This window comes from Rhodococcus sp. GA1, from assembly GCF_024321955.1.
GTDB lineage: Bacteria > Actinomycetota > Actinomycetes > Mycobacteriales > Mycobacteriaceae > Rhodococcus > Rhodococcus pyridinivorans.
This window is the reverse complement of sequence record NZ_CP097186.1, coordinates 574,524-598,462: the sequence shown is the minus strand read 5'-3', so window position 1 is coordinate 598,462 and position 23,939 is coordinate 574,524. Positions and strand designations below refer to the sequence as shown.

Annotated in this window: 21 protein-coding genes; 17 read left to right on the top strand and 4 right to left on the bottom strand. The window is 69.8% G+C overall.

The genetic code is table 11. The annotated features are described in order from the left end of the window. The first annotated feature begins 3 nt into the window (after nt 1-3). Complete coding sequence (locus tag M3330_RS02900) at nt 4-732, top strand: uracil-DNA glycosylase (protein ID WP_255026939.1); 729 nt, start codon at nt 4-6, stop codon at nt 730-732. Between the two features lie 22 nt (nt 733-754). Here M3330_RS02900 and M3330_RS02895 read toward each other — a convergent pair whose 3' ends face one another. Together M3330_RS02895 and rpmB are read right to left on the bottom strand one after the other, a co-directional pair. Next, nucleotides 755-1,570 carry an enoyl-CoA hydratase/isomerase family protein gene (locus M3330_RS02895; RefSeq protein ID WP_006551200.1) on the bottom strand — a complete coding sequence of 272 codons (816 nt, stop codon included), beginning with the start codon at nt 1,568-1,570 and terminating at the stop codon, nt 755-757. 88 nt (nt 1,571-1,658) lie between these two features. Next, nucleotides 1,659-1,850 carry a 50S ribosomal protein L28 gene (gene rpmB, locus M3330_RS02890; protein ID WP_006551201.1) on the bottom strand — a complete coding sequence of 64 codons (192 nt, stop codon included), beginning with the start codon at nt 1,848-1,850 and terminating at the stop codon, nt 1,659-1,661. A gap of 233 nt (nt 1,851-2,083) precedes the next feature. Here rpmB and M3330_RS02885 point away from each other — a divergent pair, with 233 nt between their 5' ends. The 10 genes from M3330_RS02885 to mutM all read left to right on the top strand — a co-directional run bounded on the left by M3330_RS02885 (nt 2,084) and on the right by mutM (nt 14,227). Beyond that, on the top strand, nt 2,084-3,772 hold the full coding sequence (locus M3330_RS02885; RefSeq protein WP_255026938.1) for a DAK2 domain-containing protein: 1,689 nt from the start codon (nt 2,084-2,086) through the stop codon (nt 3,770-3,772). Between the two features lie 45 nt (nt 3,773-3,817). Continuing rightward, nucleotides 3,818-6,109 (top strand): ATP-dependent DNA helicase RecG, encoded by a 2,292-nt coding sequence (gene recG / locus M3330_RS02880; protein WP_255026936.1) that lies wholly within the window; start codon nt 3,818-3,820, stop codon nt 6,107-6,109. Nucleotides 6,110-6,291: 182 nt separating this feature from the next. Then, entirely contained in the window at nt 6,292-9,693 is a 3,402-nt protein-coding gene (locus M3330_RS02875) for a pyruvate carboxylase (RefSeq protein ID WP_006551203.1), read from the top strand. Then, entirely contained in the window at nt 9,690-10,256 is a 567-nt protein-coding gene (rsmD, locus tag M3330_RS02870) for a 16S rRNA (guanine(966)-N(2))-methyltransferase RsmD (RefSeq protein WP_255026933.1), read from the top strand. The genes M3330_RS02875 and rsmD overlap by 4 nt, the downstream gene beginning before the upstream one ends. After that, nucleotides 10,253-10,744 (top strand): pantetheine-phosphate adenylyltransferase, encoded by a 492-nt coding sequence (coaD, locus tag M3330_RS02865; RefSeq protein ID WP_006551205.1) that lies wholly within the window; start codon nt 10,253-10,255, stop codon nt 10,742-10,744. The genes rsmD and coaD overlap by 4 nt, the downstream gene beginning before the upstream one ends. Before the next feature lie 138 nt (nt 10,745-10,882). Further along, nucleotides 10,883-11,641 (top strand): DivIVA domain-containing protein, encoded by a 759-nt coding sequence (locus tag M3330_RS02860; protein ID WP_006551206.1) that lies wholly within the window; start codon nt 10,883-10,885, stop codon nt 11,639-11,641. A 101-nt stretch (nt 11,642-11,742) separates the two neighbouring features. Continuing rightward, complete coding sequence (locus M3330_RS02855; RefSeq protein ID WP_006551207.1) at nt 11,743-12,357, top strand: DUF177 domain-containing protein; 615 nt, start codon at nt 11,743-11,745, stop codon at nt 12,355-12,357. Nucleotides 12,358-12,359: 2 nt separating this feature from the next. Beyond that, nucleotides 12,360-12,542 (top strand): 50S ribosomal protein L32, encoded by a 183-nt coding sequence (gene rpmF / locus M3330_RS02850; protein WP_006551208.1) that lies wholly within the window; start codon nt 12,360-12,362, stop codon nt 12,540-12,542. 11 nt (nt 12,543-12,553) lie between these two features. Further along, nucleotides 12,554-13,357, top strand: a complete 804-nt coding sequence (gene rnc, locus M3330_RS02845; protein WP_006551209.1) for a ribonuclease III — start codon at nt 12,554-12,556, stop codon at nt 13,355-13,357. Between the two features lie 6 nt (nt 13,358-13,363). Beyond that, on the top strand, nt 13,364-14,227 hold the full coding sequence (gene mutM / locus M3330_RS02840; RefSeq protein ID WP_255026929.1) for a bifunctional DNA-formamidopyrimidine glycosylase/DNA-(apurinic or apyrimidinic site) lyase: 864 nt from the start codon (nt 13,364-13,366) through the stop codon (nt 14,225-14,227). 37 nt (nt 14,228-14,264) lie between these two features. On the opposite strand, the gene pcaG is transcribed toward mutM, so the two are convergent. Both pcaG and pcaH read right to left on the bottom strand, forming a co-directional pair. Continuing rightward, the gene (gene pcaG, locus M3330_RS02835; protein ID WP_006551211.1) at nt 14,265-14,948 is read right to left on the bottom strand and encodes a protocatechuate 3,4-dioxygenase subunit alpha; all 684 of its coding nucleotides are present in this window, start codon (nt 14,946-14,948) and stop codon (nt 14,265-14,267) included. After that, a complete protein-coding gene (gene pcaH, locus M3330_RS02830; protein WP_006551212.1) occupies nt 14,945-15,676 on the bottom strand; it encodes a protocatechuate 3,4-dioxygenase subunit beta in 732 nt (243 codons plus the stop codon). Before pcaH ends, pcaG begins: the two co-directional genes overlap by 4 nt. A 94-nt stretch (nt 15,677-15,770) precedes the next feature. On the opposite strand from pcaH, the gene M3330_RS02825 reads away from it, so the two are divergent. The 6 genes from M3330_RS02825 to ftsY all read left to right on the top strand — a co-directional run bounded on the left by M3330_RS02825 (nt 15,771) and on the right by ftsY (nt 23,784). Continuing rightward, entirely contained in the window at nt 15,771-16,742 is a 972-nt protein-coding gene (locus tag M3330_RS02825) for a LysR substrate-binding domain-containing protein (protein WP_006551213.1), read from the top strand. Beyond that, complete coding sequence (locus M3330_RS02820) at nt 16,735-17,172, top strand: OsmC family protein (RefSeq protein WP_006551214.1); 438 nt, start codon at nt 16,735-16,737, stop codon at nt 17,170-17,172. The genes M3330_RS02825 and M3330_RS02820 overlap by 8 nt, the downstream gene beginning before the upstream one ends. A gap of 3 nt (nt 17,173-17,175) precedes the next feature. Continuing rightward, on the top strand, nt 17,176-17,463 hold the full coding sequence (locus tag M3330_RS02815; protein ID WP_006551215.1) for an acylphosphatase: 288 nt from the start codon (nt 17,176-17,178) through the stop codon (nt 17,461-17,463). A gap of 87 nt (nt 17,464-17,550) precedes the next feature. After that, on the top strand, nt 17,551-18,555 hold the full coding sequence (locus tag M3330_RS02810; protein WP_255026927.1) for an SMP-30/gluconolactonase/LRE family protein: 1,005 nt from the start codon (nt 17,551-17,553) through the stop codon (nt 18,553-18,555). 36 nt (nt 18,556-18,591) lie between these two features. Continuing rightward, the gene (gene smc, locus M3330_RS02805) at nt 18,592-22,218 is read left to right on the top strand and encodes a chromosome segregation protein SMC (protein ID WP_255026925.1); all 3,627 of its coding nucleotides are present in this window, start codon (nt 18,592-18,594) and stop codon (nt 22,216-22,218) included. Nucleotides 22,219-22,230: 12 nt separating this feature from the next. Further along, a complete protein-coding gene (gene ftsY, locus M3330_RS02800) occupies nt 22,231-23,784 on the top strand; it encodes a signal recognition particle-docking protein FtsY (protein WP_255026923.1) in 1,554 nt (517 codons plus the stop codon). Nucleotides 23,785-23,939 lie beyond the last annotated feature (155 nt).

Here is a 23,939-nt window from a genome sequence, read left to right as displayed (position 1 = left end):
CAGGTGGCCGACACCGTCGACACACAGTCCGCGGCCGGGGGAGCGGACGAGCCCCGTTCCGGTCGGCCCCTGTCCGAACTCGTCGAGGCGGGTTGGGCGCGAGCACTCGAACCCGTCGCAGGTGACATCACCGCGATGGGGCAGTTCCTCCGCGCCGAACTCGCCGCGGGCCGCAGTTATCTGCCGTCCGGTCCGAACGTGCTGCGTGCCTTCACGCAGCCGTTCGAGTCCGTCCGCGTCCTGATCGTCGGGCAGGATCCCTATCCCACTCCGGGTCACGCTGTGGGACTGAGCTTCTCGGTGGCTCCGGCCGTCCGGCCGATCCCGCGCAGTCTCGCCAACATCTACCGCGAGTACACCGACGATCTCGGTCTGCCGCAGCCCTCCACGGGCGACCTGTCGCCGTGGACCGAGCACGGTGTCCTGTTGCTCAACCGGGTCCTCACCGTCGCGCCGGGCCAGCCGGCCTCGCATCGCGGCAAGGGCTGGGAGGCCGTCACCGAGCAGGCGATCCGCGCGCTGGTCGCGCGCGGTACCCCGCTCGTCGCGATCCTGTGGGGCCGCGACGCGGCGACCCTCGAACCCATGCTCGGTGGTGTGCCCACCGTGAAGTCGGCGCACCCGTCCCCGCTGTCGGCCTCACGCGGATTCTTCGGGTCGCGTCCGTTCAGCCGCGTGAACGCCCTGCTCGTCGAGCAGGGCGGCGAACCGGTGGACTGGCGACTGCCCTGACCACCGATCCGCCGCCCGGATGTCAGGCGCGGGCCGAATCCCAGTCCGGACGCCGCTTGGCGACGAAGGCGTCGACACCCTCGATACCCGTGGGCGTCGTCGCGGCCGCGGAGATCGAGGCGGCTTCGGCATCGAGGTGGTCGGACAGCGATCGTCCGGCCGAGCCCGCCACGAGCGAGCGGATGGCGGCGTAGGACTGCGTGGGGCCGTGCGCGAGGGTTCGTGCGAGTCGCAACCCTTCGCTTTGGATCTCGCCGTCGGCGACGAGCCGGCTGAGCAGACCCAGGCGCACGGCTTCGTCGGCGCCGATCACGGCGTCGGTCATGATGATCTCCCGTGCCCGCGACGGGCCGACGATCCGCGGCAGGGTCCACGACATGCCGCCGTCGGGGGAGAAGCCGATCGACGGGTACGCGGCGCGCATCTTCGTGCCGGGGCCGGCGAGCGCGATGTCGGCGAGCAGCGCCAGGCTCATGCCGGCGCCGGCGGCCCAGCCGTGCACGGCGGCGACGACCGGCACGGCCGCCTTCTCCAGTGCGCGCACGAAGTCATGGAAGAGGTTCGCGATCTCGAGCAGGTGGGCGCCACGGTCCTCGGCCGCGGCGAATCCGTGGACGTTGCCGCCCGCGCAGAAGTTCGCACCCTCACCGACGAGCAGCACGGCGCCGATCTCCGGGCCTGCCGCACGCAGGGCTGCGATGCCCTGCTCCATCCCTGCGGGGGACAGGGAGGTGCCGTGCTCGGAGGTCGCCACGGCGATCCGCAGGACGCGGTCCTCCACGCTCACCAGTGAACGGAGAGAGTCGCTGTCGGGGAAGGAAACTTGGTTCTCGGTCATTCCCGCACGATATCGGGCCGCAGGATCGAACGGCGAAGGCCCCCTGCGCAATCAGCGCAGGGGGCCTTCGCGACGACTCGACCGGGAATCAGCCGCGGACGACCTTGCCGGCCTTGAGGCAGGAGGTGCACACGTTCATCTTGCGGGTGTTGCCCGGTGCAACCTGAGCGCGCACGCTCTGGATGTTCGGGTTCCAGCGACGGTTGGTACGCCGGTGCGAGTGCGAGACCGACTTCCCGAAGCCGGGGCCCTTGGCGCATACGTCGCAGACGGCAGCCATGTCGCGAACTCCTTGTGTCTAGTGGATAGATCTTCTGTCTGTTGTTTCGCCTTGCGAACACGGGGAACGAGCCGCCCGTGCGAGGCAACCCGGCAAGCTTAGCGAACTCGAGGGCGGTTGGCCAAACCGGACGGTGCGACGACTCGCGGCTAACCTGTTCGCCAGGGCTCGGCACCGTGCGCAACGGTACCGATCGCAGAGGTGGACGATGCTCGCAGGACGAGGCGAAGGGGGTGGAATCGTTGCTCGGAGCCGAGGACACGGTGGACGGGCGGGCGCTGCGCCGGTGGGTCGAGTTCGGTGTGGAAGCGCTCGAACAGCGCCGAGCGGAGATCAACTCGCTCAACGTCTTCCCGGTGCCCGACGGGGACACCGGAAACAATCTGCTGATCACCCTGCAGGCCGCGGCGGCCCGGATCGGCGGGCCCGTGGACGGCGCGCTCACCGCATCCGACGTCGCCGAAGGGCTCGCGCGTGGTGCCTTCGCCGGGGCGCGGGGCAACTCCGGGATCATCCTGGCACAGGCACTGCGCGGTCTCGCCGACGCGATCGCGGGACTGACGACGGTCGGCGCCCGGGACCTCGCCGCCGCCTTCTCCAACGCCGCGACGCTCGTGACCGGAGCGCTCAGCGCACCCGCGAAGGGCACCATCGTCAGCGTCCTCGAAGCTGCGGCCGAGGGCGCGACCCGCGTCGCTTCGGAGACGGATGCGACCTTGTGCGATGTCGCCGTCGCGAGTGCCGACGCCGCCGCCGACGCGCTGCAGCGCACCACCACCCAGCTCGACGTCCTCGCCGAGGCAGGGGTCGTCGACGCCGGCGGCCTCGGCCTGCTCGTGCTGCTCGACTGCCTGGTGGAGGTCACCACCGGAATACGGCCCGATCGCCGGATGGTGCTCGCCGGCACCTCGCGGCCTGTCGTCGAACCCGAGATCGTCGACGAACGTCACGACAGCGACCAGCAGGAGTACGAAGTGATGTATCTCGTCGGGAATTCCGACGACGCGCGCATGGATGCCTTGAGGTCCTCCCTCGACGCGCTCGGCGACTCGGTCGCGATCGTTTCCGGGGGATCGGGGTGCTGGTCCGTTCACGTGCACTGCTGCGAGCCCGGAGCTGCCGTGGAGGCCGGTCTCGCGGCGGGTTCGCTGAGCCGCATCGACATCACGTGCTTCGCGCTCGAGTCCGCGCGTCGCGGGTGCGGCGACGGTCCCGTGGCGCTGGGCACGGCCCCCGCCCGGGTCCGTGCCGAGTCGGCGGAGGAACAGTCCCGGGCCGTCCTCGCAGTGGTGGGCGGCGAGGGCGCGGCCGAACTGTTCGAGGCGGAGGGTGCCCGGGTGCTGCGGGCCGAGGAGATCTCAGCCCCGGACGAACTGCTCGAGGCGATCCGGGCACTGCCGAGCCGGGACGTCCTGGTGCTGCCCAACGGTGCGCTCTCCGCGCAGGACGTCGTCGCCGTGGGCGCCCGGGCGCGGCGGGACGACCGTGACGTGATGTTCCTGCCGTCCTCCTCCGTCGTCCAGGGGCTGGCCTCGTTGGCCGTGCACGATCCGATGCGCGCGACGGTCGACGACGCCTTCACGATGTCGGAGGCGGCGTCGTGCGTGCGCTGGGGATCGCTGCGGTACGCGAACGAACGCGCGCTGACCTGGGTCGGAACGTGCGAGCCCGGCGACAGTCTCGGACTGGCCGGCCATGATGTCGTAGTGATCGAGCATGATCTGGTGACAGCGGGAGCGTCGCTGCTCGACAGGATTCTCGCCGCGGGCGGCGAGCTCGTGACGATGCTGGTCGGCGCCGACGCCCCCGACGGACTCGTCGAGCAACTGGCCGCCCACCTCGATCGCCGTCACCCGGAGATCGACGTGGCGGTCTACCAGGGCGGTCAGCGCAGCGACCTGCTGCAGCTCGGCGTCGAGTAGCCGGTGCGCCGCGAGGCCACCGCATGAGTAGCGGAAGGGACGGCAGTGGCGACACTCGCGGACCGGCTCGATCATGTCCTCGGCCGCAAGACGGCGGACGCCTTGCACGACGCGTTCGGGATGACCACCGTCGAGGATCTACTGAGGCACTATCCGCACCGCTACGCCACCCAGGGCGCCGAACTCGGCGAGAGCCGGCCCGCGGAGGGCCAGCACATCACGATCATCGCGCGGGTCGAGTCGGCGCAGGAGGTGCCGATGAAATCCCGCGCCGGCAAACGCCTCGCGGTGCGGTTGCGCTCCGATCGCCACAGCATCGACGTCACCTTCTTCAACCCGCACCGGGTCAAGCACAACATCAAGCCCGGCGTGCGCGCGATGTTCTCCGGCACCGTGAAGTACTTCCGCGACAAGTGGAGCCTGACCCATCCGAGCTATCTCGTGCTGCCCGAACCGCGCGACGCCGAGGACCTGGTCTCGGCGACCCCCGCGCGGGTGCGGGGCGCCGGCGCCCTGGCGGGTCTCGCCCGCACCGCGCAGGACGGATCGGGAGTCGACATGTCGGTCTTCGACCGCGCGCTGATCCCGATGTACCGCGCGACCCGCGAGGTCGAGTCGTGGACCGTCATGCGCTGCGTGCGGCAGGTGCTCGACCAGCTCGACCACGTCGACGATCCGCTGCCCGAGTGGGTGCGCGACGAGCACGGCTTCGTGGGCCTCGACGAGGCGCTCCGCTCGATCCACCTGCCCGACACGAAGCAGGAGATCGACCGGGCACGCGACCGTCTGCGGTTCGACGAGGCCGCCGCGGTGCAGCTCGTGCTCGCCGGACGCCGGCACGACGTCGAGGTGCGGTCGGCGCCGTCCTGCCCGCGCCGCGAGGGCGGGATCGCCGACGAGTTCGACCGGCGGCTGCCCTTCGAACTGACGGCCGGACAGCTCTCGGTGGCCGACGAGATCGCGGCCGATCTCGCACGCGAACACCCCATGAACCGGCTGCTCCAGGGCGAGGTCGGTTCCGGCAAGACCATCGTGGCGCTACGGGCGATGCTGCAGGTGATCGACTCCGGTCGGCAGTGCGCGTTGCTCGCACCCACCGAGGTGCTCGCGGCGCAGCACGCGCGCTCGCTCACGAAGATGCTGGGCGATCTCGCCGCGGCGGGCGAACTCGGCGCTCACGAACTCGCGACCCGCGTGACCCTGCTGACCGGCTCGATGGGGGTCGCACGCAAGCGGGCCGCGCTCAACGAGGCGGTGACGGGCGATGCCGGCATCGTCATCGGCACGCACGCGCTGATCGAGGACACGGTGCAGTTCTTCGACCTCGGCCTGGTGGTGATCGACGAGCAGCACCGCTTCGGTGTCGAACAGCGCGACGCACTGCGCTCGCGGGGTCGCGACGGCGCGTCCCCGCACGTGCTGGTGATGACCGCAACACCCATCCCGCGCACCATCGCGATGACGGTGCTCGGCGACCTCGAGGTCTCGACCCTGCGCGAACTCCCCAGAGGACGGTCGCCGATCGTCAGCCGCGTGGTGCCGGCGAAGGTGCATCCGAAGTGGGTCGACCGCGCGTGGGAACGCATCCGCGAGGAGGTCGCCGAGGGGCGGCAGGCCTACGTGGTGTGTTCCCGCATCGGCGACGGCGATTCCGACGACGACGCGCTCTTCGATCCGGACGGGCCCGAGCCGTCGGGAACGGGGAAGGGTAAGCAGGCCCCGCCCGAGACCGTCTCTGTGCTCGAGCAGTTCGAGTTCCTCACTTCCGGTCCGCTGCGGGATCTGAGGGTGGGGCTGCTGCACGGTCGCCTCCCCGGCGACGAGAAGGACGCGGTGATGCAGGCGTTCAACGCCGCGGAGCTCGACGTGCTCGTGTGCACGACCGTCGTCGAGGTCGGTGTCGACGTGCCGAACGCGACCGTGATGGTGATCGTCGATGCCGACCGGTTCGGTGTCAGCCAGTTGCACCAGCTGCGGGGTCGCGTCGGTCGTGGCGGCCATCAGGGCCTGTGCCTGCTCGTGACCGACGCGAAGCCCGCGACCCCGACGATGATGCGGCTCGAGGCCGTCGCCGGCACCACCGACGGTTTCGAACTCGCCCAGCTCGACCTGCAGTTGCGCCGGGAGGGTGACGTCCTCGGCGTCGCCCAGTCCGGCACCGTGTCGACGCTGCGGTTACTCTCGCTCGTCGACGACGCCGACGTCATCGAGGCGGCTCGCGACTTCTCCCGGACGGTGACGGAGAAGGATCCTGGCCTCGAACACCACCCGGGGCTCGCAAGCATGGTGCGGGCCGCGCTCGACGCCGAGCGCGTCGCCTATCTCGACAAGTCCTGAGTTACGTTCCGTACACCGTGCCGCAGAACCCGCGGTGAGGTTTCGGTGGCCGTGCCCGGCATGTTGACGCCGTGTTACGACGGGGCCGACTGCATCGTTCCAGTCGTGCCATCCGGGCGCCTTGTCCCACGATGTGGAACGCGCGTCGAAGGCGGCATGTTACGTCGCGGTACCGTCGACCAATGTTCTCGAAAGTGCTTGTCGCCAACCGTGGCGAGATCGCGATCCGCGCATTCCGTGCCGCCTACGAACTGGGCGCCGGGACGGTCGCGGTGTTCCCGTACGAAGACCGGAACTCCCTGCACCGGTTGAAGGCCGACGAGGCCTATCAGATCGGTGAGGAGGGGCACCCGGTCCGCGCATATCTGTCGGTCGAGAAGATCGTCGAAGCGGCCGTGTCGGCCGGTGCCGACGCGATCTACCCCGGCTACGGCTTCCTCTCCGAGAATCCGGACCTCGCCGCGGCGTGCGCCGAAGCGGGCATCACCTTCGTCGGTCCGTCGGCGGAGATCCTCGAACTGACGGGCAACAAGGCCCGCGCGATCGCCTCGGCGAAGGCCGCCGGCCTCCCGGTGCTGGCGTCGTCGGAGCCGTCGTCGGACGTCGACGAGCTGGTCGCCGCCTCGGAAACGATGAACTTCCCGGTCTTCGTCAAGGCTGTCGCCGGCGGTGGCGGACGCGGCATGCGCCGGGTCGCCGAGCCCTCCCAACTGCGCGAGGCCATCGAAGCCGCCTCCCGCGAGGCCGACGCGGCCTTCGGTGATCCCACCGTCTTCCTGGAGCAGGCCGTGGTCAACCCGCGGCACATCGAGGTGCAGATCCTCGCCGACAAGCACGGCAACGTCATCCACCTGTACGAGCGCGACTGCTCGGTGCAGCGCCGCCACCAGAAGGTCATCGAGCTCGCCCCCGCCCCGAATCTCGATCCCGAGCTTCGCGACCGCATCTGCGCCGACGCCGTCGCCTTCGCCAAGGAGATCGGCTACCAGTGCGCGGGCACCGTCGAGTTCCTCGTCGACGAACGCGGCAACCACGTGTTCATCGAGATGAACCCGCGTATCCAGGTCGAGCACACGGTCACCGAGGAGATCACCGACGTCGACCTTGTGCAGTCCCAGCTGCGTATCGCCGCAGGCGAGTCGCTCGAGGAACTGGGCCTGTCGCAGGAGGGCATCACCATCCGCGGCGCGGCGCTGCAGTGCCGCATCACCACCGAGGACCCGGCCAACGGGTTCCGTCCGGACACCGGCCGCATCACCGGCTACCGCACTCCGGGTGGTGCCGGTATCCGTCTCGACGGCGGCACCTCGGTCGGCGCGGAGATCTCCGCCCACTTCGACTCGATGCTCGTCAAGCTCACCTGCCGCGGCCGCAACTTCGAGACCGCCGTCGCCCGCGCGCGCCGCGCGGTCGCCGAGTTCCGTATCCGCGGTGTCGCCACGAACATCCCGTTCCTGCAGGCGGTGCTCGACGACGAGGACTTCCGCGGCGGCAACGTCAACACCTCGTTCATCGAGGAACGCCCGCACCTGCTGACTCTGCGCTCGTCCGCCGACCGCGGCACCAAGATCCTGCGGTACCTCGCCGACGTGACGGTGAACAAGCCGCACGGCGAGCGCACCACGACGGTCTACCCGCACGACAAGCTGCCCGCGATCGACCTGAACGCCGAGCCGCCGGCCGGTTCGCGTCAGCGCCTGCTCGAGCTCGGACCCGAGGGCTTCGCCCGTGCGCTGCGTGACCAGAAGGCGATCGGCGTCACCGACACCACCTTCCGCGACGCCCACCAGTCGCTGCTCGCGACCCGCGTGCGCAGCAAGGACCTGCTGACGGTGGCCGGGCACGTGGCCCGGATGACGCCGCAACTGCTGTCGATCGAGGCGTGGGGCGGCGCGACCTACGACGTCGCACTGCGCTTCCTGCACGAGGATCCGTGGGAGCGGCTCGCGGCGCTGCGCGAGGCGATCCCGAACATCAACCTGCAGATGCTGCTGCGCGGACGCAACACCGTCGGCTACACCCCCTACCCGGAGGCCGTCACCCGCGCCTTCGTGCAGGAGGCCACCGACACCGGCATCGACATCTTCCGTATCTTCGACGCGCTGAACAACGTCGACCAGATGCGTCCGGCAATCGACGCGGTGCGCGAGACCGGCACCACCCTCGCCGAGGTCGCGATGTCCTACACCGGCGACCTGTCGAACCCGAACGAGTCGATCTACACGCTCGACTACTACCTGCGTCTGGCCGAGGAGATCGTCGAGGCCGGTGCGCACGTCCTGGCCATCAAGGACATGGCGGGTCTGCTGCGCGCCCCGGCCGCCGCGACGCTCGTGTCGGCGCTGCGGAGCAACTTCGATCTGCCGGTGCACGTGCACACGCACGACACCCCGGGCGGTCAGCTCGCCACCTACCTTGCGGCCTGGCACGCCGGTGCCGACGCCGTCGACGGTGCGTCCGCGGCGCTGGCCGGTACGACGAGCCAGCCCGCCCTGTCGGCGATCGTCGCCGCCGCGGCGAACAGCGAGTTCGACACCGGTCTCGACCTGCAGGCCGTGTGCGATCTCGAGCCGTACTGGGAGGCGCTGCGCAAGGTGTACGCACCGTTCGAGTCGGGGCTGCCCGCACCGACCGGCCGCGTCTACACCCACGAGATCCCCGGCGGTCAGCTGTCGAACCTGCGCCAGCAGGCCATCGCGCTGGGCCTCGGCGACCGATTCGAAGAAGTCGAGGCCGCCTACGCCGGCGCCGACCGCCTCCTGGGCCGCCTGATCAAGGTCACGCCGTCGAGCAAGGTCGTCGGCGACCTCGCGCTGCACCTCGTGGGCGCGGGCGTCTCGGTCGACGACTTCGCCGCCGAGCCCGGCAAGTACGACATCCCCGATTCGGTGATCGGCTTCCTGCGCGGCGATCTCGGGACCCCGGCCGGCGGCTGGCCGGAGCCCTTCCGCAGCAAGGCGCTGTCGGGCCGCGCCGAGCCCAAGCCGATCACCCCGCTCGCGCCGGAGGAGGAGAAGGCCCTCGGCGGTTCGTCCGACGAGCGTCGCCGCATGCTCAACCGCCTGCTCTTCCCGGGCCCCGCGAAGGAGTTCGAGCAGCACCGCGAGACCTACGGCGACACCACCGAGCTGTCGGCCAACCAGTTCTTCTACGGTCTGCGGCACGGCGACGAGCACCGGGTGCGCCTGGACAAGGGTGTCGAACTGCTCATCGGCCTCGAGGCGATCTCCGATGCCGACGAGAAGGGTTACCGCACGGTCATGTGCATCCTCAACGGGCAGCTGCGCCCGGTGTCGGTGCGCGACCGCTCGGTGGCCGCGGAGACCCCTGCCGCGGAGAAGGCCGACCGCAACCATCCCGGTCACGTCGCGGCGCCGTTCGCCGGCATGGTCACCCTCGTCGTGTCCGAGGGCGACAGCGTCTCGGCGGGCGACACCGTCGCCACGATCGAGGCCATGAAGATGGAGGCCGCGATCACCGCGCCGCGCGGCGGCCGCATCACGCGCGTCGCGATCGGGCCGGTGCAACAGGTCGAAGGTGGCGACCTGCTCGTCGAGGTGTCCACGGGAGACAGCGCCGAGTGACACGGATCGTCGCCGGCCGGGCAGGGGGGCGGCGCCTGAAGGTGCCGCCCCGCGGAACCCGGCCCACCTCCGAACGGGTGCGCGAAGCCCTGTTCAGTTCGCTCGACGCACGCATGGACATCGACGGGGCCGCCGTCCTCGACCTCTACGCGGGGTCGGGGGCGCTCGGCCTCGAGGCGCTGTCCCGCGGCGCCGAGCACGCGATGCTCGTCGAGTCCGACGCGAAGGCGGCGGGCGTGATCCGCGAGAACATCGCGACGGTCGGACTGTCCGGTGCGGTGCTGCGCACCGCACCGGTATCCGCCGTGCTTGCGGGCACCCCCGACCGCGTCTACGACCTCGTCCTGGCCGACCCGCCCTACGCCGTGACCGAGGAGGCCGTCACCGGCGTGCTCGGGACGCTGGTGTCCGGAGGTTGGGTCGAGGACGGCTCGATCGTCGTGGTCGAACGGTCGTCGCGATCACCGGAAACGGTGTGGCCGCAGAGATTCGAGGTCGGCAGGTCGAAGCGCTACGGCGAGACGAGAGTGGAAATCGCCACCTGCTACGGTGCTGGGTCATGAGCCGCGCGGTCTGCCCAGGATCCTTCGACCCGGTCACCAACGGACACCTCGACGTCATCGGCAGGGTCTCGGCCCAGTTCGACGAGGTCGTCGTGACCGTCACGATCAATCCCAACAAGCAGGGGATGTTCACGATCGACGAACGCCTCGAGATGCTCACCGAGGCCACGTCGCACCTGCCGAACGTCACGGTCGACGCCTGGCAGGGCCTGCTCGTCGACTACGCCCGCGAGCGGGGGATCACCGCGATCGTCAAGGGCCTGCGCGGCGCCAACGATTTCGACTACGAGCTGCAGATGGCGCAGATGAACCACAAGCTCACCGGCGTCGACACGCTGTTCGTCGCCACCAACCCGGTCTACAGCTACCTTTCGAGCTCGCTCGTCAAGGAGGTCGCGACCTACGGTGGCGACGTCTCCGAGATGCTGCCGGGCTCCGTGCACGATCGTCTGCTCACGCGCCTGGCCGAGCGGGCCGCCGCGAAATAGACCGGACCCTCCGCACGGCCTGTGACGGCCGTATCCCGACACACCGAGCGCAGGGCACACGAGCGTGCCCTGCGCTGCGGCAGACTGGACGGCGGCGCGGCCGCACCGGTCGTGTCGAGCGAGTGATTGGGGTTGGGCGTGTACCGGGTATTCGAGGCACTCGACGAGCTGGTCGCAATCGTCGAAGAGGCACGTAGCGTTCCGATGACGGCGAGCTGCGTGGTACCGCGCGGCGATGTCCTCGAATTGCTCGACGACGTGCGCGATGCGTTGCCGCCCGAACTCGACGACGCGCAGGACGTCCTCGATCACCGTGACAAGCTGATCAACGACGCGCGGGCTCAGGCCGACAAGACGGTCGGGGACGCCGACGAGGAGGCACGCACCCTCCTCGAGGACGCGCGCGCCGACGCCGACCGCATGCTCGCGGACGCGAAGGCCCAAGCGGACCGGATGGTCAAGGAGGCCCGCGCCCACGCCGAGGAACTGGTGCGCGATGCGCAGGCCGAGGCCGACGATCTCGTCGCCGAGGGCAACAAGCAGTACGAGAGCGTGACCGGGCGTGCCCGCGTCGAGGCCGACCGTCTGGTCGAGTCCGGGCAGGCGTCCTACGAGCGTTCCGTGGCCGAGGGCGAGGCCGAGAAGGCACGTCTGGTGTCGCAGACCGAGGTCGTGCAGGCCGCACACGCCGAGTCGGCGCGTGTCATCGATTCGGCCCACGCCGAGTCCGACCGTCTCCGGACGGAGTGCGACGAGTACATCGACGGCAAGCTGGGAGAGTTCGAGGAACTGCTCGGCACCACGCTGCGGTCCGTCGGCCGCGGCCGGCAGCAGCTGCGGCTGTCGGGTGCTCCCGACTTCGCGGAGGCCGACCACCGGGCGAGCCGTCGCCGCTGACCCGCGGGATTTTCGCTCCTGCCGCCCATCGCGTATCATGGAGCGGTTGCCCTATCACGACCGAGTCGCGTCCTGCGTCGTCCGAAGAAGGTGAGTTCCCCGTGTCCACCCGTGATTCCAGCACGTCCCGTTCCGGCCGGGACTCGGGGCTGGTGTTCGACACGCTCTCCCTGGGTCGCCGGCCCGGTTCGATGCGTACGGTCGAGCGGAAGGTGCCGTCACCCTCGCGCATCGGGCTCGATCTGATCGCGATCGAGGAAGGCTCCGAGATCGATCTCGATCTCCGCCTGGAGTCGGTGTCCGAGGGCGTCCTGGTCACCGGTAGTGTTCGTGTCGACGCCCTCGGCGAGTGCTCTCGATGCCTCGAGTCGTTCACCGAGCCGGTGGACGTGTACCTCACCGAGCTGTTCGCCTACCCGAACAGCGTCACTGAGCAGACCACCGAGGACGACGAGGTGTACCGCGTCGAGAACGATCTGATCGATCTCGAACCGGTCCTCGTGAACGCGGTTGGTCTGGAACTTCCGCTGCAGCCGTTGTGTAGTGACGACTGTGCGGGATTGTGCCCCGAATGCGGCATTCGCCTGGCGATTGCAGAATCCGGGCACCGTCATGAGACAATGGATCCTCGCTGGGCTGGGTTGGCAGCCAAGTTCGGCGCGGGCTCCGAAGAACCCAGCAGTCAAATCGACAGCTCGAACAACGAGGAGAAGTAGACGTGGCCGTCCCCAAGCGCAGAATGTCGCGTTCCAACACCCGGTCGCGGCGCAGCCAGTGGAACACCACTGCGCCGACGCTCGTCACCTGCCCGAACCGGGGTTGCGGAGAGAAGAAGCTGCCCCACGTGGCGTGCCCGTCGTGCGGCACCTACAACGGCCGTCAGGTGACCGCGCCCGTCTAATCGGTATTCACGTGACGAGCAAGTCCTCCGAAACAGCTACCGAGGGCGGCGAAGAGAGCCACGAGTCTCTCCTCGCCGCCCTCGGCGTGCCTCTGGACGCAGAACTCCTGTCCTTGGCGCTCACCCACCGCTCGTACGCCTACGAGAACGGCGGATTGCCCACCAACGAACGTCTCGAGTTCCTCGGCGATGCCGTCCTCGGGCTCGCGGTGACCGAAAAGCTCTACCTCACCCACCCGGACAAGTCCGAGGGCGAACTCGCCAAGATCCGCGCGAGCGTTGTCAACATGCACGCGCTCGCCGAGGTGGCGCGCGGCCTCGGAGAAGGCGGGCTCGGAGTGCATCTCCTGCTCGGCAAGGGCGAGGAACTGACGGGCGGACGCGACAAGGCCAGCATCCTGGCCGACGGAATGGAATCGCTCCTCGGCGCCGTCCATCTCGCGCACGGCATCGACGTCGCGCGCGAAGTGGTTCTGCGCCTGTTCGCCGCACTGCTCGAACGCGGCCCGCGCCTCGGTGCCGGTCTGGACTGGAAGACGAGTCTGCAGGAACTCACCGCCGAGCGCGGTCTCGGTGTTCCCGCCTACGAGATCACCGCCACCGGTCCGGATCACGACAAGGAATTCACCGCCACCGCCCTCATCGGTGGCAATCCCTACGGCACCGGTGTCGGACGCACCAAGAAGGAAGCCGAGCAGAAGGCCGCGTCGGCCGCATGGAACGCGCTGACCGAGGGCACTGCTGCCGAGACCGGTGATGCCGGGGCTTCCGACCAGCAGTCCGGATCCGCCGACACGCCCACCGAGGACAACTGACCGCAGGTGCCCGAACTTCCCGAGGTCGACGTGGTCCGTCGCGGACTCGACGCGCACGTCGTCGGCGCGACTGTGGACTCGGTGCAGGTGCTGCATCCGCGTGCCGTCCGACGGCACGAGCCCGGTCCGCGCGATCTCGCACTGCAGGTGACCGGTCAGAAGGTCGCTTCGGTCGAGCGCCGCGGCAAGTACATGTGGCTCGTGCTCGAACCGGCCGATCTGGCTCTCGTGGTGCATCTGGGGATGAGCGGGCAGATGCTCGTGCAGCCTCCGACCGTGCCGGACGAGAAGCATCTGCGTATCCGCGCCGTCCTCGACAACGGTGCCGATCTGCGTTTCGTCGACCAGCGCACCTTCGGAGGCTGGGCCCTGGCCCCGCTCGTGGAGGTGGACGGTGATCGTCTGCCGCTGCCGGTCGCGCACATCGCCCGCGACCCGATGGATCCCCGGTTCGACCCGGATGCGGTCGTGGCCGTGCTGCGCACCAAGCACACCGAGATCAAGCGTGCGCTGCTCGACCAGACCGTCGTCTCCGGCATCGGCAACATCTACGCCGACGAAGCGCTGTGGCGCGCAAGGATTCACGGGAACCGGCCCACCGACGCGCTGTCGCGTCCGAAGCTCCGGTCGGCTCTCGATGCGGCCACCGAGGTGATGGCGGAGGCCCTCGGGCAGGGTGGTACGTCGTTCGACGCCCTGTACGTCAACGTCAACGGGGAGTCCGGCTACTTCGAGCGTTCCCTGAACGTCTACGGACGCGAGAACGAGCCGTGCCGACGCTGCGGCGCGCCGATCCGCCGCGAGAAGTTCATGAACCGCTCGTCGTACAGCTGCCCGAAGTGTCAGCCACGACCGCGAACGACCCGGTAGCGCACGCGCATACCGGGCCGTTCGGAAAGGTGGTGGTTCAGATGTCGAAGAAGACCGTCTCGGCGCCACCGTCCGGAGTGTCCTGCAGCCGGATGTCGATCGTGTAGACGGTGCGTCCGTCGCGCTCGGAACGCGACGCGATCAGGGTGTTGCGCCGCACCTCCCATTCGATGCCCTTCAGGACGGGATCCTCGGCGTTGAGCCCGGCCTCGTCCTCGAAGTAGACCCGCGTGTGCAGCCCGAGGTTGATTCCGCGCGCGAAGATCACCAGCAGGATGTGGGGTGCCGAGACGGAGCCGTCGGGGTTGGTGACGGCCCCGGGCTTGATCGTCTCGATCGTGAACACGCCCGTCTCGAAGTCGCCGCCGGTGCGTCCCCAGCCGCGGAAGTTCGGATCGAGATCCTTGTCCTGTGCGTCGTCCGGATGTGCGTACCGGCCGTGCGCGTTCGCCTGCCAGCTCTCGAGCAGGGCGTCGCGCACCGGGGTGCCGGTGCCGTCGATGACGCGGCCCTCCAACACGATTCGCTCGCCCTCGGTCTCGTCGGTGACGAGGACGTTGCCGAAGTTGTTGTCGAAGATGTCGAAGCCGGCCTGCTGCGGCGCGAGCCCGATGTGGACGTACGGGCCGCCGGTCTGCGAGGGCGTTTCCGGGAAACGCGTGACCATCGCGCGGGGGAGCAGCGGGGGCACGGGCCGGTAGGGATCGGTGGGCAGGCTCATCGCGGGGCTCCCGGGAGGTCGGTGTTCTCGAAGAAGGTGGCGCGGCGACCGCGCAGGGTGATGTCCCAGCGGTAGGCGCGGGCGTCGAACGGCGCGTTGGAGGCGGGGTCCTCCTGGGCGATCAGGCTGCGGAGCTGATCCACGGTCGGGATCGTCCGCGCGATCGGGCACTTCTCGATGAGCGGGTCGCCCTCGAAGTACAGCTGGGTGATCAGGCGCTGGGCCCACCCACGGCCGAGGATCGACACGTGGATGTGCGCCGGGCGCCAGGCGTTGCGGCTGTTGCCCCACGGATATGCGCCGGGTTTGATCGTCCGGAACTGGTAGTAGCCGTTCGCGTCCGTGAGCATCCGCCCGCAACCGCCGAAGTTCGGATCGATGGGAGCGAGATAGGTGTCCTTCTTGTGGCGGTACCGGCCACCGGCGTTGGCCTGCCACACCTCGACGAGTGCGCCCTCGACCGGATTGCCGAACTCGTCCTTGACGAAGCCGTGGACGATGATGCGCTCACCGATCGGCAGGCCGTCCTTCGAGAAGTTCAGGATCAGGTCGTTGTCGAGGGCGCCGAGCTCGTCGCTGCGGAAGACAGGTCCGGTGATCTCCGACAGGGTCGGCTTCGGCGTGATGAGCGCGTTGCGCGGTGCGCGCAGCACCGACGTGCGGTAGCCGGGGGTGAGCGCGGGTGGGTGCAGTGTGTGGTCGCGCTCGACGTATTCGCCGGTGGACATGCGATCTCCGATCTCTGAGCTGTGGACACAACCATAAGGTGAATAAAAACTCATGTAAATTGACAAAACGGCAGTTGATTCATAACTTTCAGTAATGCAATCCGCGTTCGGTCCGTCCTCGTCCGTCCCGGAGCAGGTGCGACGCATCCGCCTCCGGCACCTGAGATGTTTCGTCACCGTCGCGCGCGAGGGTCAGGTCGGTCGGGCCGCCGAGCTGTTGCAGCTGAGTCAGCCGGCCGTCACGAAGACACTCAACGAGCTCGAGGTGCTCGCCGGAGCGAAACTCCTCGACCGCGGCCGACACGGTGCGCGCCTCACCGCGGCGGGTCACCGCTTCCTGCGATACGCGCAGGACGTCACCACCTCACTGGACGCAGCTGTGGCCGCACTGGCGGGAGCGGCCGAACCCGCCCGCGAGCCGCTGCGGATCGGGGCCCTACCCACCGTGGCCGGGTACGTACTCCCCGAAGCTCTGGCGGAGCTGCGCCGCGTGCGCGCCGATCTGGACATCCGGATCCGCACCGACCCCAATGCCGTCCTGCTGTCGGCGCTCGCCGCCGGCGCCCTCGACGTCGTCCTCGGGCGCATGGCCGAACCGTCCCGGATGGTGGGGCTGTCGTTCGAGCTCCTGTACGCCGAGACGCTGATCCTCGTCGTCCGGCCCGGCCACCCCCTCGCCGGGCGTTCCGTCTCCGTCGCCGACACGCTCGAACACCCCCTGGTGGTCGCGACCAGCGGAACCGTACCGCGCCACGCGACCGAGGCATTGTTCGAACGTCACGGCCTGCGACTGCCGGTCGGGCTGATCGAGACACTCGACCTCGCCGTGGCACGCGGGGTGGTGCGGCGCAGCGACGCCGTGTGGATCACCACCGAACGCGCGGCCCGGGACGACCTCGCCGACGGCGTGGTCCGGCGCCTGGACCTACCCACCGCGGGCACCGTCGAACCGGTCGGAGTGCTGCGACGCAGTGCCGACGCGTCGTCCGCCGAGGTCGAGGACTTCGTGACCATCCTGCGCGACATCCCGGTCGACGGGACATGGCAGGATTTCCTCCATGGCTGACCAGACTTCCGACCTTCCCACCACCGAGCTGTGGGTCGAGCGCACCGGCACGCGCCGTTACACCGGACGCAGCTCCCGCGGCGCCGAGGTGCTCATCGGCTCGGAGAGCGTCGAGGGCGTCTTCACCCCGGGCGAGCTGCTCAAGATCGCGCTCGCCGCGTGCTCCGGCATGGCTTCGGACTTCCCGCTGTCCCGCCGGCTCGGCGACGACTACGACGCGACGATCCGCGTCTCCGGTGCCGCCGACCGCGAGAACGAGGTCTACCCGCACCTCGAGGAGGAGATGGTCCTCGACCTGTCGGAGCTCGACGCAGACGCACGGGACCGCCTCATCGCCCTCGTCGAACGCTCCGTCGACAAGGTGTGCACGGTGGGCCGCACCCTCGAGGCGGGCACCGAGGTCTCGCTGACGATCACCCCCGAGGACTGATCGATGAGCGCCCCCGCAGACGTCGAACGGCTCACGGCGTGGGTGCACGGCCGCGTCCAGGGGGTCGGTTTCCGCTGGTTCACGCGTGCCCGCGCACTCGAACTCGGTCTCGTCGGGCACGCGACGAATCATCCCGACGGTCGCGTCATGGTCGTGGCCGAGGGCCCCCGGCCGGCACTCGAACAGCTCCTCGCGTGGCTGCGGTCCGGCGACACCCCCGGTGAGGTGCGGCTCGTCGTCGACTCGTGGGATCCCGCGCGCGGCGACCTCGACGGTTTCGTCGAACGTTGACGTCCGTCCTGTTTGTCCGTTCGGCTTGGTATCCTGCCGCGATCGGGTTCACGCGGCCGGGGGTCGCGATCGGCGAGGGGGAGACATATGGGCAGGCGTGCACGTTCGACGATGGTGGCGGCAGCAGCCGCCGCTGTGGCAGTGGCACCCCTGGCCGCTGCACCGGCGGCGGCCGGTCCCACTGCCGCAGCACCGGCGGCGGCCGGTCCCACTGCCGCAGTACCGGCGGCGGCCGGTCCCGCTGCCACAGCACCGGCGGCGTTCGTTCCGGCTGCCTGCGCACCGCGGTCCGTCACGACGGTCGCGTCGGGGCTCGGTGTCCTCGAGAACCTGGCGTTCGACGAGCGGGGCGGTCTGCTCGTCTCGGACACCTCCTTCGTCGGCCCCGGAGCGCTGCGCCGGATCACTCCCGACGGCAGCGTGACCACCGTGCTGTCCGAGGTGACCGGTCCGGGCGGCATCGTCGTCGACGTTCCCACCGTGTACCTGAACGTGGGCAACACGACCGTCTCGGGGTTGGCCGGGATCGCCGACGGCACGATCGACACGCTCGACCTCGACACGGGTGAACGCGGCACCCACGGCACCGGGCTGGTCATGCCCAACGGCCTCGGCCGGCTGTCGGACGGATCGATGCTCACCTCACGCGATCTCGGCGAGGTCGGACTCACCCTCGTGCCCGCCGGCGGTGGCGAGGCCCGCGTCGTCCGTACCGATCTCGGATCCGTCAACGGCATCGCCGTCGACGGCGACACCGTCTACACCGTGACGACCTTCGAGAACGTCAACCGGCTCCACATCCTCGACGCACGCGACCTCGAAGGACCCGTGCGCAGCATCGACCTGCCCGGGCCGGGGCTGCTCTCTATGCCCGACGACCTCACGATCGGTCCCGACGGCGCGCTGTACATCGCGCTCAACCTCGCCGGCGCGGTCCTGCGGGTCGATCCGGCGACCGGGCACAGCTGCCGCATCGCCGAGGGCATCCCACTGATGTCCTCGCTCGCCTTCGGTTCGGGACCGGGCTGGGACCCGAACGTCCTGTACACGACCGGTTTCGACGGGACGGTCCGCGCGGTGCACCCGGCCTAGGAAAGCGGTCACAACCCGCCGGTAGAGTTCTCACCCATGTACCTCAAGAGTCTGACGTTGAAGGGCTTCAAGTCCTTCGCCTCGTCGACGACTCTCCGTTTCGAACCGGGTATCACCTGTGTGGTGGGCCCCAACGGGTCCGGCAAGTCGAACGTCGTCGACGCACTCACCTGGGTGATGGGGGAGCAGGGCGCCAAAGCCCTGCGCGGCGGCAAGATGCAGGACGTCATCTTCGCCGGAACCGCCGGCCGCCCGCCGCTCGGACGCGCCGAGGTCACGCTCACCATCGACAACTCCGACGGCGCGCTGCCCATCGAGTACTCCGAGGTCTCCGTCACCCGCCGTATGTTCCGCGACGGCGCGGGCGAATACGAGATCAACGGCAGTTCCTGCCGTCTCATGGACGTACAGGAACTGTTGTCCGACTCCGGTATCGGCCGCGAGATGCACGTCATCGTCGGTCAGGGCCGCCTCGCCGCGATCCTCGAATCCCGCCCGGAGGACCGACGCGCCTTCATCGAGGAGGCCGCCGGCGTCCTCAAGCACCGCAAGCGCAAGGAAAAGGCGCTGCGCAAGCTCGACTCGATGCAGGCCAACCTCGCGCGCCTCACCGACCTCACCGCCGAGCTGCGCCGCCAGCTCAAACCGCTCGGCCGGCAGGCCGAGGTCGCGCGTCGCGCCCAGACCATCCAGGCCGACCTGCGCGACGCGCGGTTACGTCTGGCCGCCGACGACCTCGTCACGCGCCGCGCCGAACTCGCCGGGCACGACGAGCAGGAAAAGATGGTCCGGGAGCGGCTCGACACCGTGCTCGCGGCCTTCGACGACGCTAACGCCGAACTCGCCCGCCACGAACAGGCCCTCGCGCAGCTCACTCCCGGTGCCGAAGCGGCGTCGCAGACCTGGTTCCGCCTGTCCGCCCTCGCCGAGCGCGTCTCGGCGACCGTGCGGGTCGCGCAGGAACGCGCCCGGCACCTGCACGCCGAACCCGAGGACCGCTCCGGTCAGGATCCCGACGAGATGGAAGCCCGCGCCGACCGGATCGCCGCCGAGGAAGCGGAACTGGTCGAGGCCGTCGAGATCGCGCACGGAGCCCTCGAGGCGGCCCGCGAGCAGCTCGCCGCGCAGGAGGAGGCCGCAGCGGCCGCCGAACGCGCACATCTGGCCGCGGTGCGTGCCGTCGCCGACCGGCGCGAGGGCCTCGCGCGTCTCGCAGGCCAGGTCGAGACGATGCGCACCCGCGCCGAATCGATCGACGCGGAGATCGCACGCCTGACCGTCGCCATCGAGGAGGCCCGGCTCCGCGGCGTCGCCGCACAGGCCGAGTTCGAGACCGCTCAGGCACGCATCGACGATCTCGACGCCGGTGAGATCGACGCCGACGCGCAGCACGAACGAGCGCTGGAAGCACAGCGGCTCGCCGACGAGCGGGTCACCGAACTCCAGGAGGCAGAACGCGCCGCGGGCAAGGTGGTCGCCTCGCTCGGCGCCCGTATCGAAGCCCTGTCGCTGGGACTCGAACGCACCGACGGCGCGGCCTGGCTGATCGACACGCGTTCCGGCGACGGACTCGTGGGGCGCCTCGCCGACCGGCTCCGGGTGTCCTCGGGATACGAGGCCGCCGTCGCAGCTGCCTTCGGCGCCGCGGCCGACGCCCTCGAGGTGGAGTCGGCCGACGCCGCGATCTCGGCGGTCGCAGCGCTCGCCGAAGCCGACCAGGGCCGGGTGGCATTCGTCCTGCCCGGCACTGCCGGTCCCACCGACACCGGCGACCTGCCGTCCGGTGCCCGATGGCTCCGCGAGGTCGTCGAGTGCCCCGCAGACCTGCGCGGAGGCGTCGACGGCCTGCTGGCCCGCACCGTCGTGGTCGACGACCTGCCCATTGCCCTCGGGGTCTGCGCTGCCCGACCCGATCTGCGCGCCGTGACGCGCGGAGGAGACCTCGCCGGCGCGGGCTGGGTGGTCGGCGGCTCGCACCGCGCCCCGAGCACCCTCGAGATCCAGGCGGCGATCGATACTTCCCGTGCCGGCCTCGAACAGGCCGAACGTCGCTCCGAGGAACTGGCCGCAGCCCTCGCGGGCGCACTCGCGGAACAGGCCGAACGCGCCGAACACGTCGAACAGACCCTTGCCGCGCTCAACGAGTCCGACGCGGCGATGTCGGCCGTCTACGAACAACTCGGTCGGCTCGGCCAGGCGGCACGCACCGCTCACGCCGAATCCGGACGCCTCGCAGCCCAACGCACGGAGGCAGAGAAGGAACGCGACGCGGCACGGGAGAAGCTGGTCGAGCTCGAGGAGCGACTGCGCCTGGCCGAGGACGACTCGGCCGGAAGTAGCGACGGTGCGGGCACCGATCACACCGCCGCCGAGCGGGAGATGGCCGCGACCGCGCTCGTCGAGGTCCGAGCCGTCGAGGTCGAGGCGCGACTCGCGGCACGCACGGCCGAGGAACGTGCCGAAGCGCTTCGGGGCAAAGCGGATTCGCTCCGCCGCGCCGCGCAAGCCGAGCGCGAGGCCCGCGCTCGTGCCGAACGTGCCCGCGTCGCGCGTCGTCAGGCGGCGGCCGTCGCCGCGGCGGTGGCCGAATCAGGGCAGCGACTCGCCGAACAACTCGAGGTGGCCGTGACGACGGCACTCGCACAGCGCGACGACCTGAACCGGCGCCGCGCCGAATGCGCCGAGCAACTCGAACGGGCCCGCGAACTCGTCCGCGAACTGTCCGTGCAGCGCGACCAGCTCACCGACGCGGTGCATCGCGACGAAGTGGCCCGGGCGCAGGCCTCGCTCCGGATCGAGCAACTCGAACAGACCATCCTCGAGCAGCACGGCATCGCCCTCGACGACCTCGTGGCCGAGTACGGCCCCGACGTGCCGCTGCCGCCGACGCCGCTGGAGATGGCCGAGTACGAGCAGGCCCGCGAACGCGGCGAACAGGTCGTCGCTCCCCAACCGATGCCCTACGACCGGGTCACCCAGGAGCGGCGGGCCAAGCGCGCCGAGAAGGATCTCGCGACGCTCGGACGCGTCAACCCCCTCGCGTTGGAGGAGTTCGCGGCGCTCGAGGAGCGGTACAACTTCCTGTCTACCCAGCTCGAGGACGTCAAGAGCGCCCGCAAGGACCTGCTCGCTGTCGTCGAGGAGGTCGACGCGCGAATACTGCAGGTGTTCACCGAGGCGTACGCCGACGTCGAGCGCGAGTTCGAACAGGTCTTCGCGAAGTTGTTCCCCGGCGGTGAGGGGCGGCTCGTGCTCACCGACCCGAGCGACATGCTCACCACCGGCATCGAGGTCGAGGCCCGGCCGCCGGGCAAGAAGGTCAAGCGCCTGTCGCTGCTGTCGGGCGGCGAGAAATCCCTGACCGCGGTGGCGATGCTGGTCGCGATCTTCCGGGCCCGTCCGTCGCCCTTTTACGTGATGGACGAGGTCGAGGCCGCGCTCGACGACACCAACCTGCGACGGTTGATCGGGCTGTTCGAGCAGCTGCGCGAGAAGTCCCAACTCATCGTCATCACCCACCAGAAGCCGACGATGGAGGTCGCCGACGCGCTGTACGGCGTGAGCATGCGGGGCGACGGCATCACCCGGGTCATCTCGCAGCGACTGCGCGGACGCGAGATCGCGACACCGGTCCCCGAACCGGAGGAAGAGCTCCAGGCCTGACAGTATGGGTGCGTGAGTACCGGAGCCTGGATAGTCATCGCCGCCGCGCTGGCGGTCGTTCTCGTCGCGCTCGTCGTCGGTCTGACCCTCTACCGGCGGCGGCAGGTGTCGCTGAAGGCGCCCGAGACCCCGCAGCTCGATTCCGCCGAGACAAAGGACCGCTCGGGCGGTTACAAGGCGCAGAGCGGATTCAGTTTCTCGCAGGGCACGGCCGCGCCACCGGCGCCGGCCCCCCGACCTGCGCCGAAACCGGCACCGAAGCCTGCGGTGAAGCCGGAGCCGGCGCCCCGCACGGTGCCGTTGCCGGAGGAGATCACCGAAGCTCCGCCGAGCGCACCCGCACCCGCCGAGCCGAAGGCGGAACCGAAGCCCGAGCCGAAGGTCGAACCGAAGCCCGAGCCGAAGGTCGAGCCCGAGCCGGAGCCTGCGGAGCCGAAGCCTGCCGAACCGGAGCCGGTCGAGCCCGAGGTCGCCCCGGAGCCGGAGCGTCCCGCTCCCGAGCCCGTCGAGCCCGAGGTCGAGCCCGCCCCGGCGACAGAGACCGTTGCCGAACCCGAGGTCACCGAACCCGAGGTCGTCGAACCGGAAATCGTCGAACCGGCCGGACCGGCCGCTGTTCCTCCGGCAGCCCCGATCGAGGAGATCGAACCCACCGCAGGTCGCCTTGTCCGCCTGCGCGGCCGTCTGGCCCGCTCGCAGTCAGCGGTCGGCAAGAGCCTGCTCGGCCTGCTCGGTGGTGGCGATCTCGACGAGGACTCCTGGGAGGAGATCGAGGACACGCTGCTCGTGGCCGACCTCGGTGCCGCGACGACCACCAAGATCGTCGACCGTCTGCGTGAGGAGATGGTCGTGAACAACGTGCGCAGCGAGGCCGACGCCCGCGCCGTGCTGCGCAGCGTGCTTGTCGATGAGCTCCGCCCCGAGCTCGACCGCTCCATCCGGGCCCTCCCGCACGAGGACCATCCCGCGGTGCTGCTCGTCGTCGGTGTCAACGGCACCGGAAAGACCACGACGACCGGCAAGCTCGCCCGCGTGCTCGTCGCGGACGGACGCCGGGTGCTGCTCGGTGCCGCCGACACCTTCCGTGCCGCGGCCGCCGACCAGCTGCAGACCTGGGCCGAACGCGTCGGCGCCGAGGTCGTCCGCGGCAAGGAGGCCGCCGATCCGGCCGCGGTGGCGTTCGATGCCGTCGCGAGGGGCATCGACAACGGTGTCGACGCGGTCCTCGTCGACACCGCCGGCCGCCTGCACACCAAGACCGGCCTGATGGACGAGCTCGGCAAGGTCAAGCGCGTCGTGGAGAAGAAGGCCGCCGTCGACGAGGTTCTGCTCGTCCTCGACGCGACGATCGGCCAGAACGGTCTGATGCAGGCCCGCGTGTTCGCCGAGGTCGTCGACATCACCGGTGTGGTGCTCACCAAGCTCGACGGAACCGCCAAGGGCGGCATCGTCTTCCAGGTGCAGCACGAACTCGGCGTCCCGGTGAAGCTGGTGGGTCTCGGTGAGGGCGCCGACGATCTCGCCCCCTTCGAACCGGAAGCCTTCGTGGACGCCCTGTTGGGCTGATCCGCACCGCGTCCGTTGTTCCGGCCGCTGTCCGCTCATGCGGGCAGCGGCCGGTTCCGTCGGTGGGGATGCGGTGTCCGAAAAGTGTGAAACAAGGATGAAACAAGGTCGGTTCCTGCGTTCACGCCCACGAAACAGCGCGGCGCCTCCACGGA

What these genes read in the sequence shown, in the direction of transcription:
- coaD (WP_006551205.1), top strand. Translation starts at nt 10,253, where the DNA reads ATGAGCCGCGCGGTCTGCCCAGGATCCTTCGACCCGGTCACCAACGGA.
- M3330_RS02875 (WP_006551203.1), top strand. Translation starts at nt 6,292, where the DNA reads ATGTTCTCGAAAGTGCTTGTCGCCAACCGTGGCGAGATCGCGATCCGC.
- rpmB (WP_006551201.1), bottom strand. Translation starts at nt 1,850, where the DNA reads ATGGCTGCCGTCTGCGACGTATGCGCCAAGGGCCCCGGCTTCGGGAAG.
- M3330_RS02810 (WP_255026927.1), top strand. Translation starts at nt 17,551, where the DNA reads ATGGGCAGGCGTGCACGTTCGACGATGGTGGCGGCAGCAGCCGCCGCT.
- pcaH (WP_006551212.1), bottom strand. Translation starts at nt 15,676, where the DNA reads ATGTCCACCGGCGAATACGTCGAGCGCGACCACACACTGCACCCACCC.
- M3330_RS02815 (WP_006551215.1), top strand. Translation starts at nt 17,176, where the DNA reads ATGAGCGCCCCCGCAGACGTCGAACGGCTCACGGCGTGGGTGCACGGC.
- M3330_RS02825 (WP_006551213.1), top strand. Translation starts at nt 15,771, where the DNA reads ATGCAATCCGCGTTCGGTCCGTCCTCGTCCGTCCCGGAGCAGGTGCGA.
- smc (WP_255026925.1), top strand. Translation starts at nt 18,592, where the DNA reads ATGTACCTCAAGAGTCTGACGTTGAAGGGCTTCAAGTCCTTCGCCTCG.
- M3330_RS02820 (WP_006551214.1), top strand. Translation starts at nt 16,735, where the DNA reads ATGGCTGACCAGACTTCCGACCTTCCCACCACCGAGCTGTGGGTCGAG.
- M3330_RS02895 (WP_006551200.1), bottom strand. Translation starts at nt 1,570, where the DNA reads ATGACCGAGAACCAAGTTTCCTTCCCCGACAGCGACTCTCTCCGTTCA.
- pcaG (WP_006551211.1), bottom strand. Translation starts at nt 14,948, where the DNA reads ATGAGCCTGCCCACCGATCCCTACCGGCCCGTGCCCCCGCTGCTCCCC.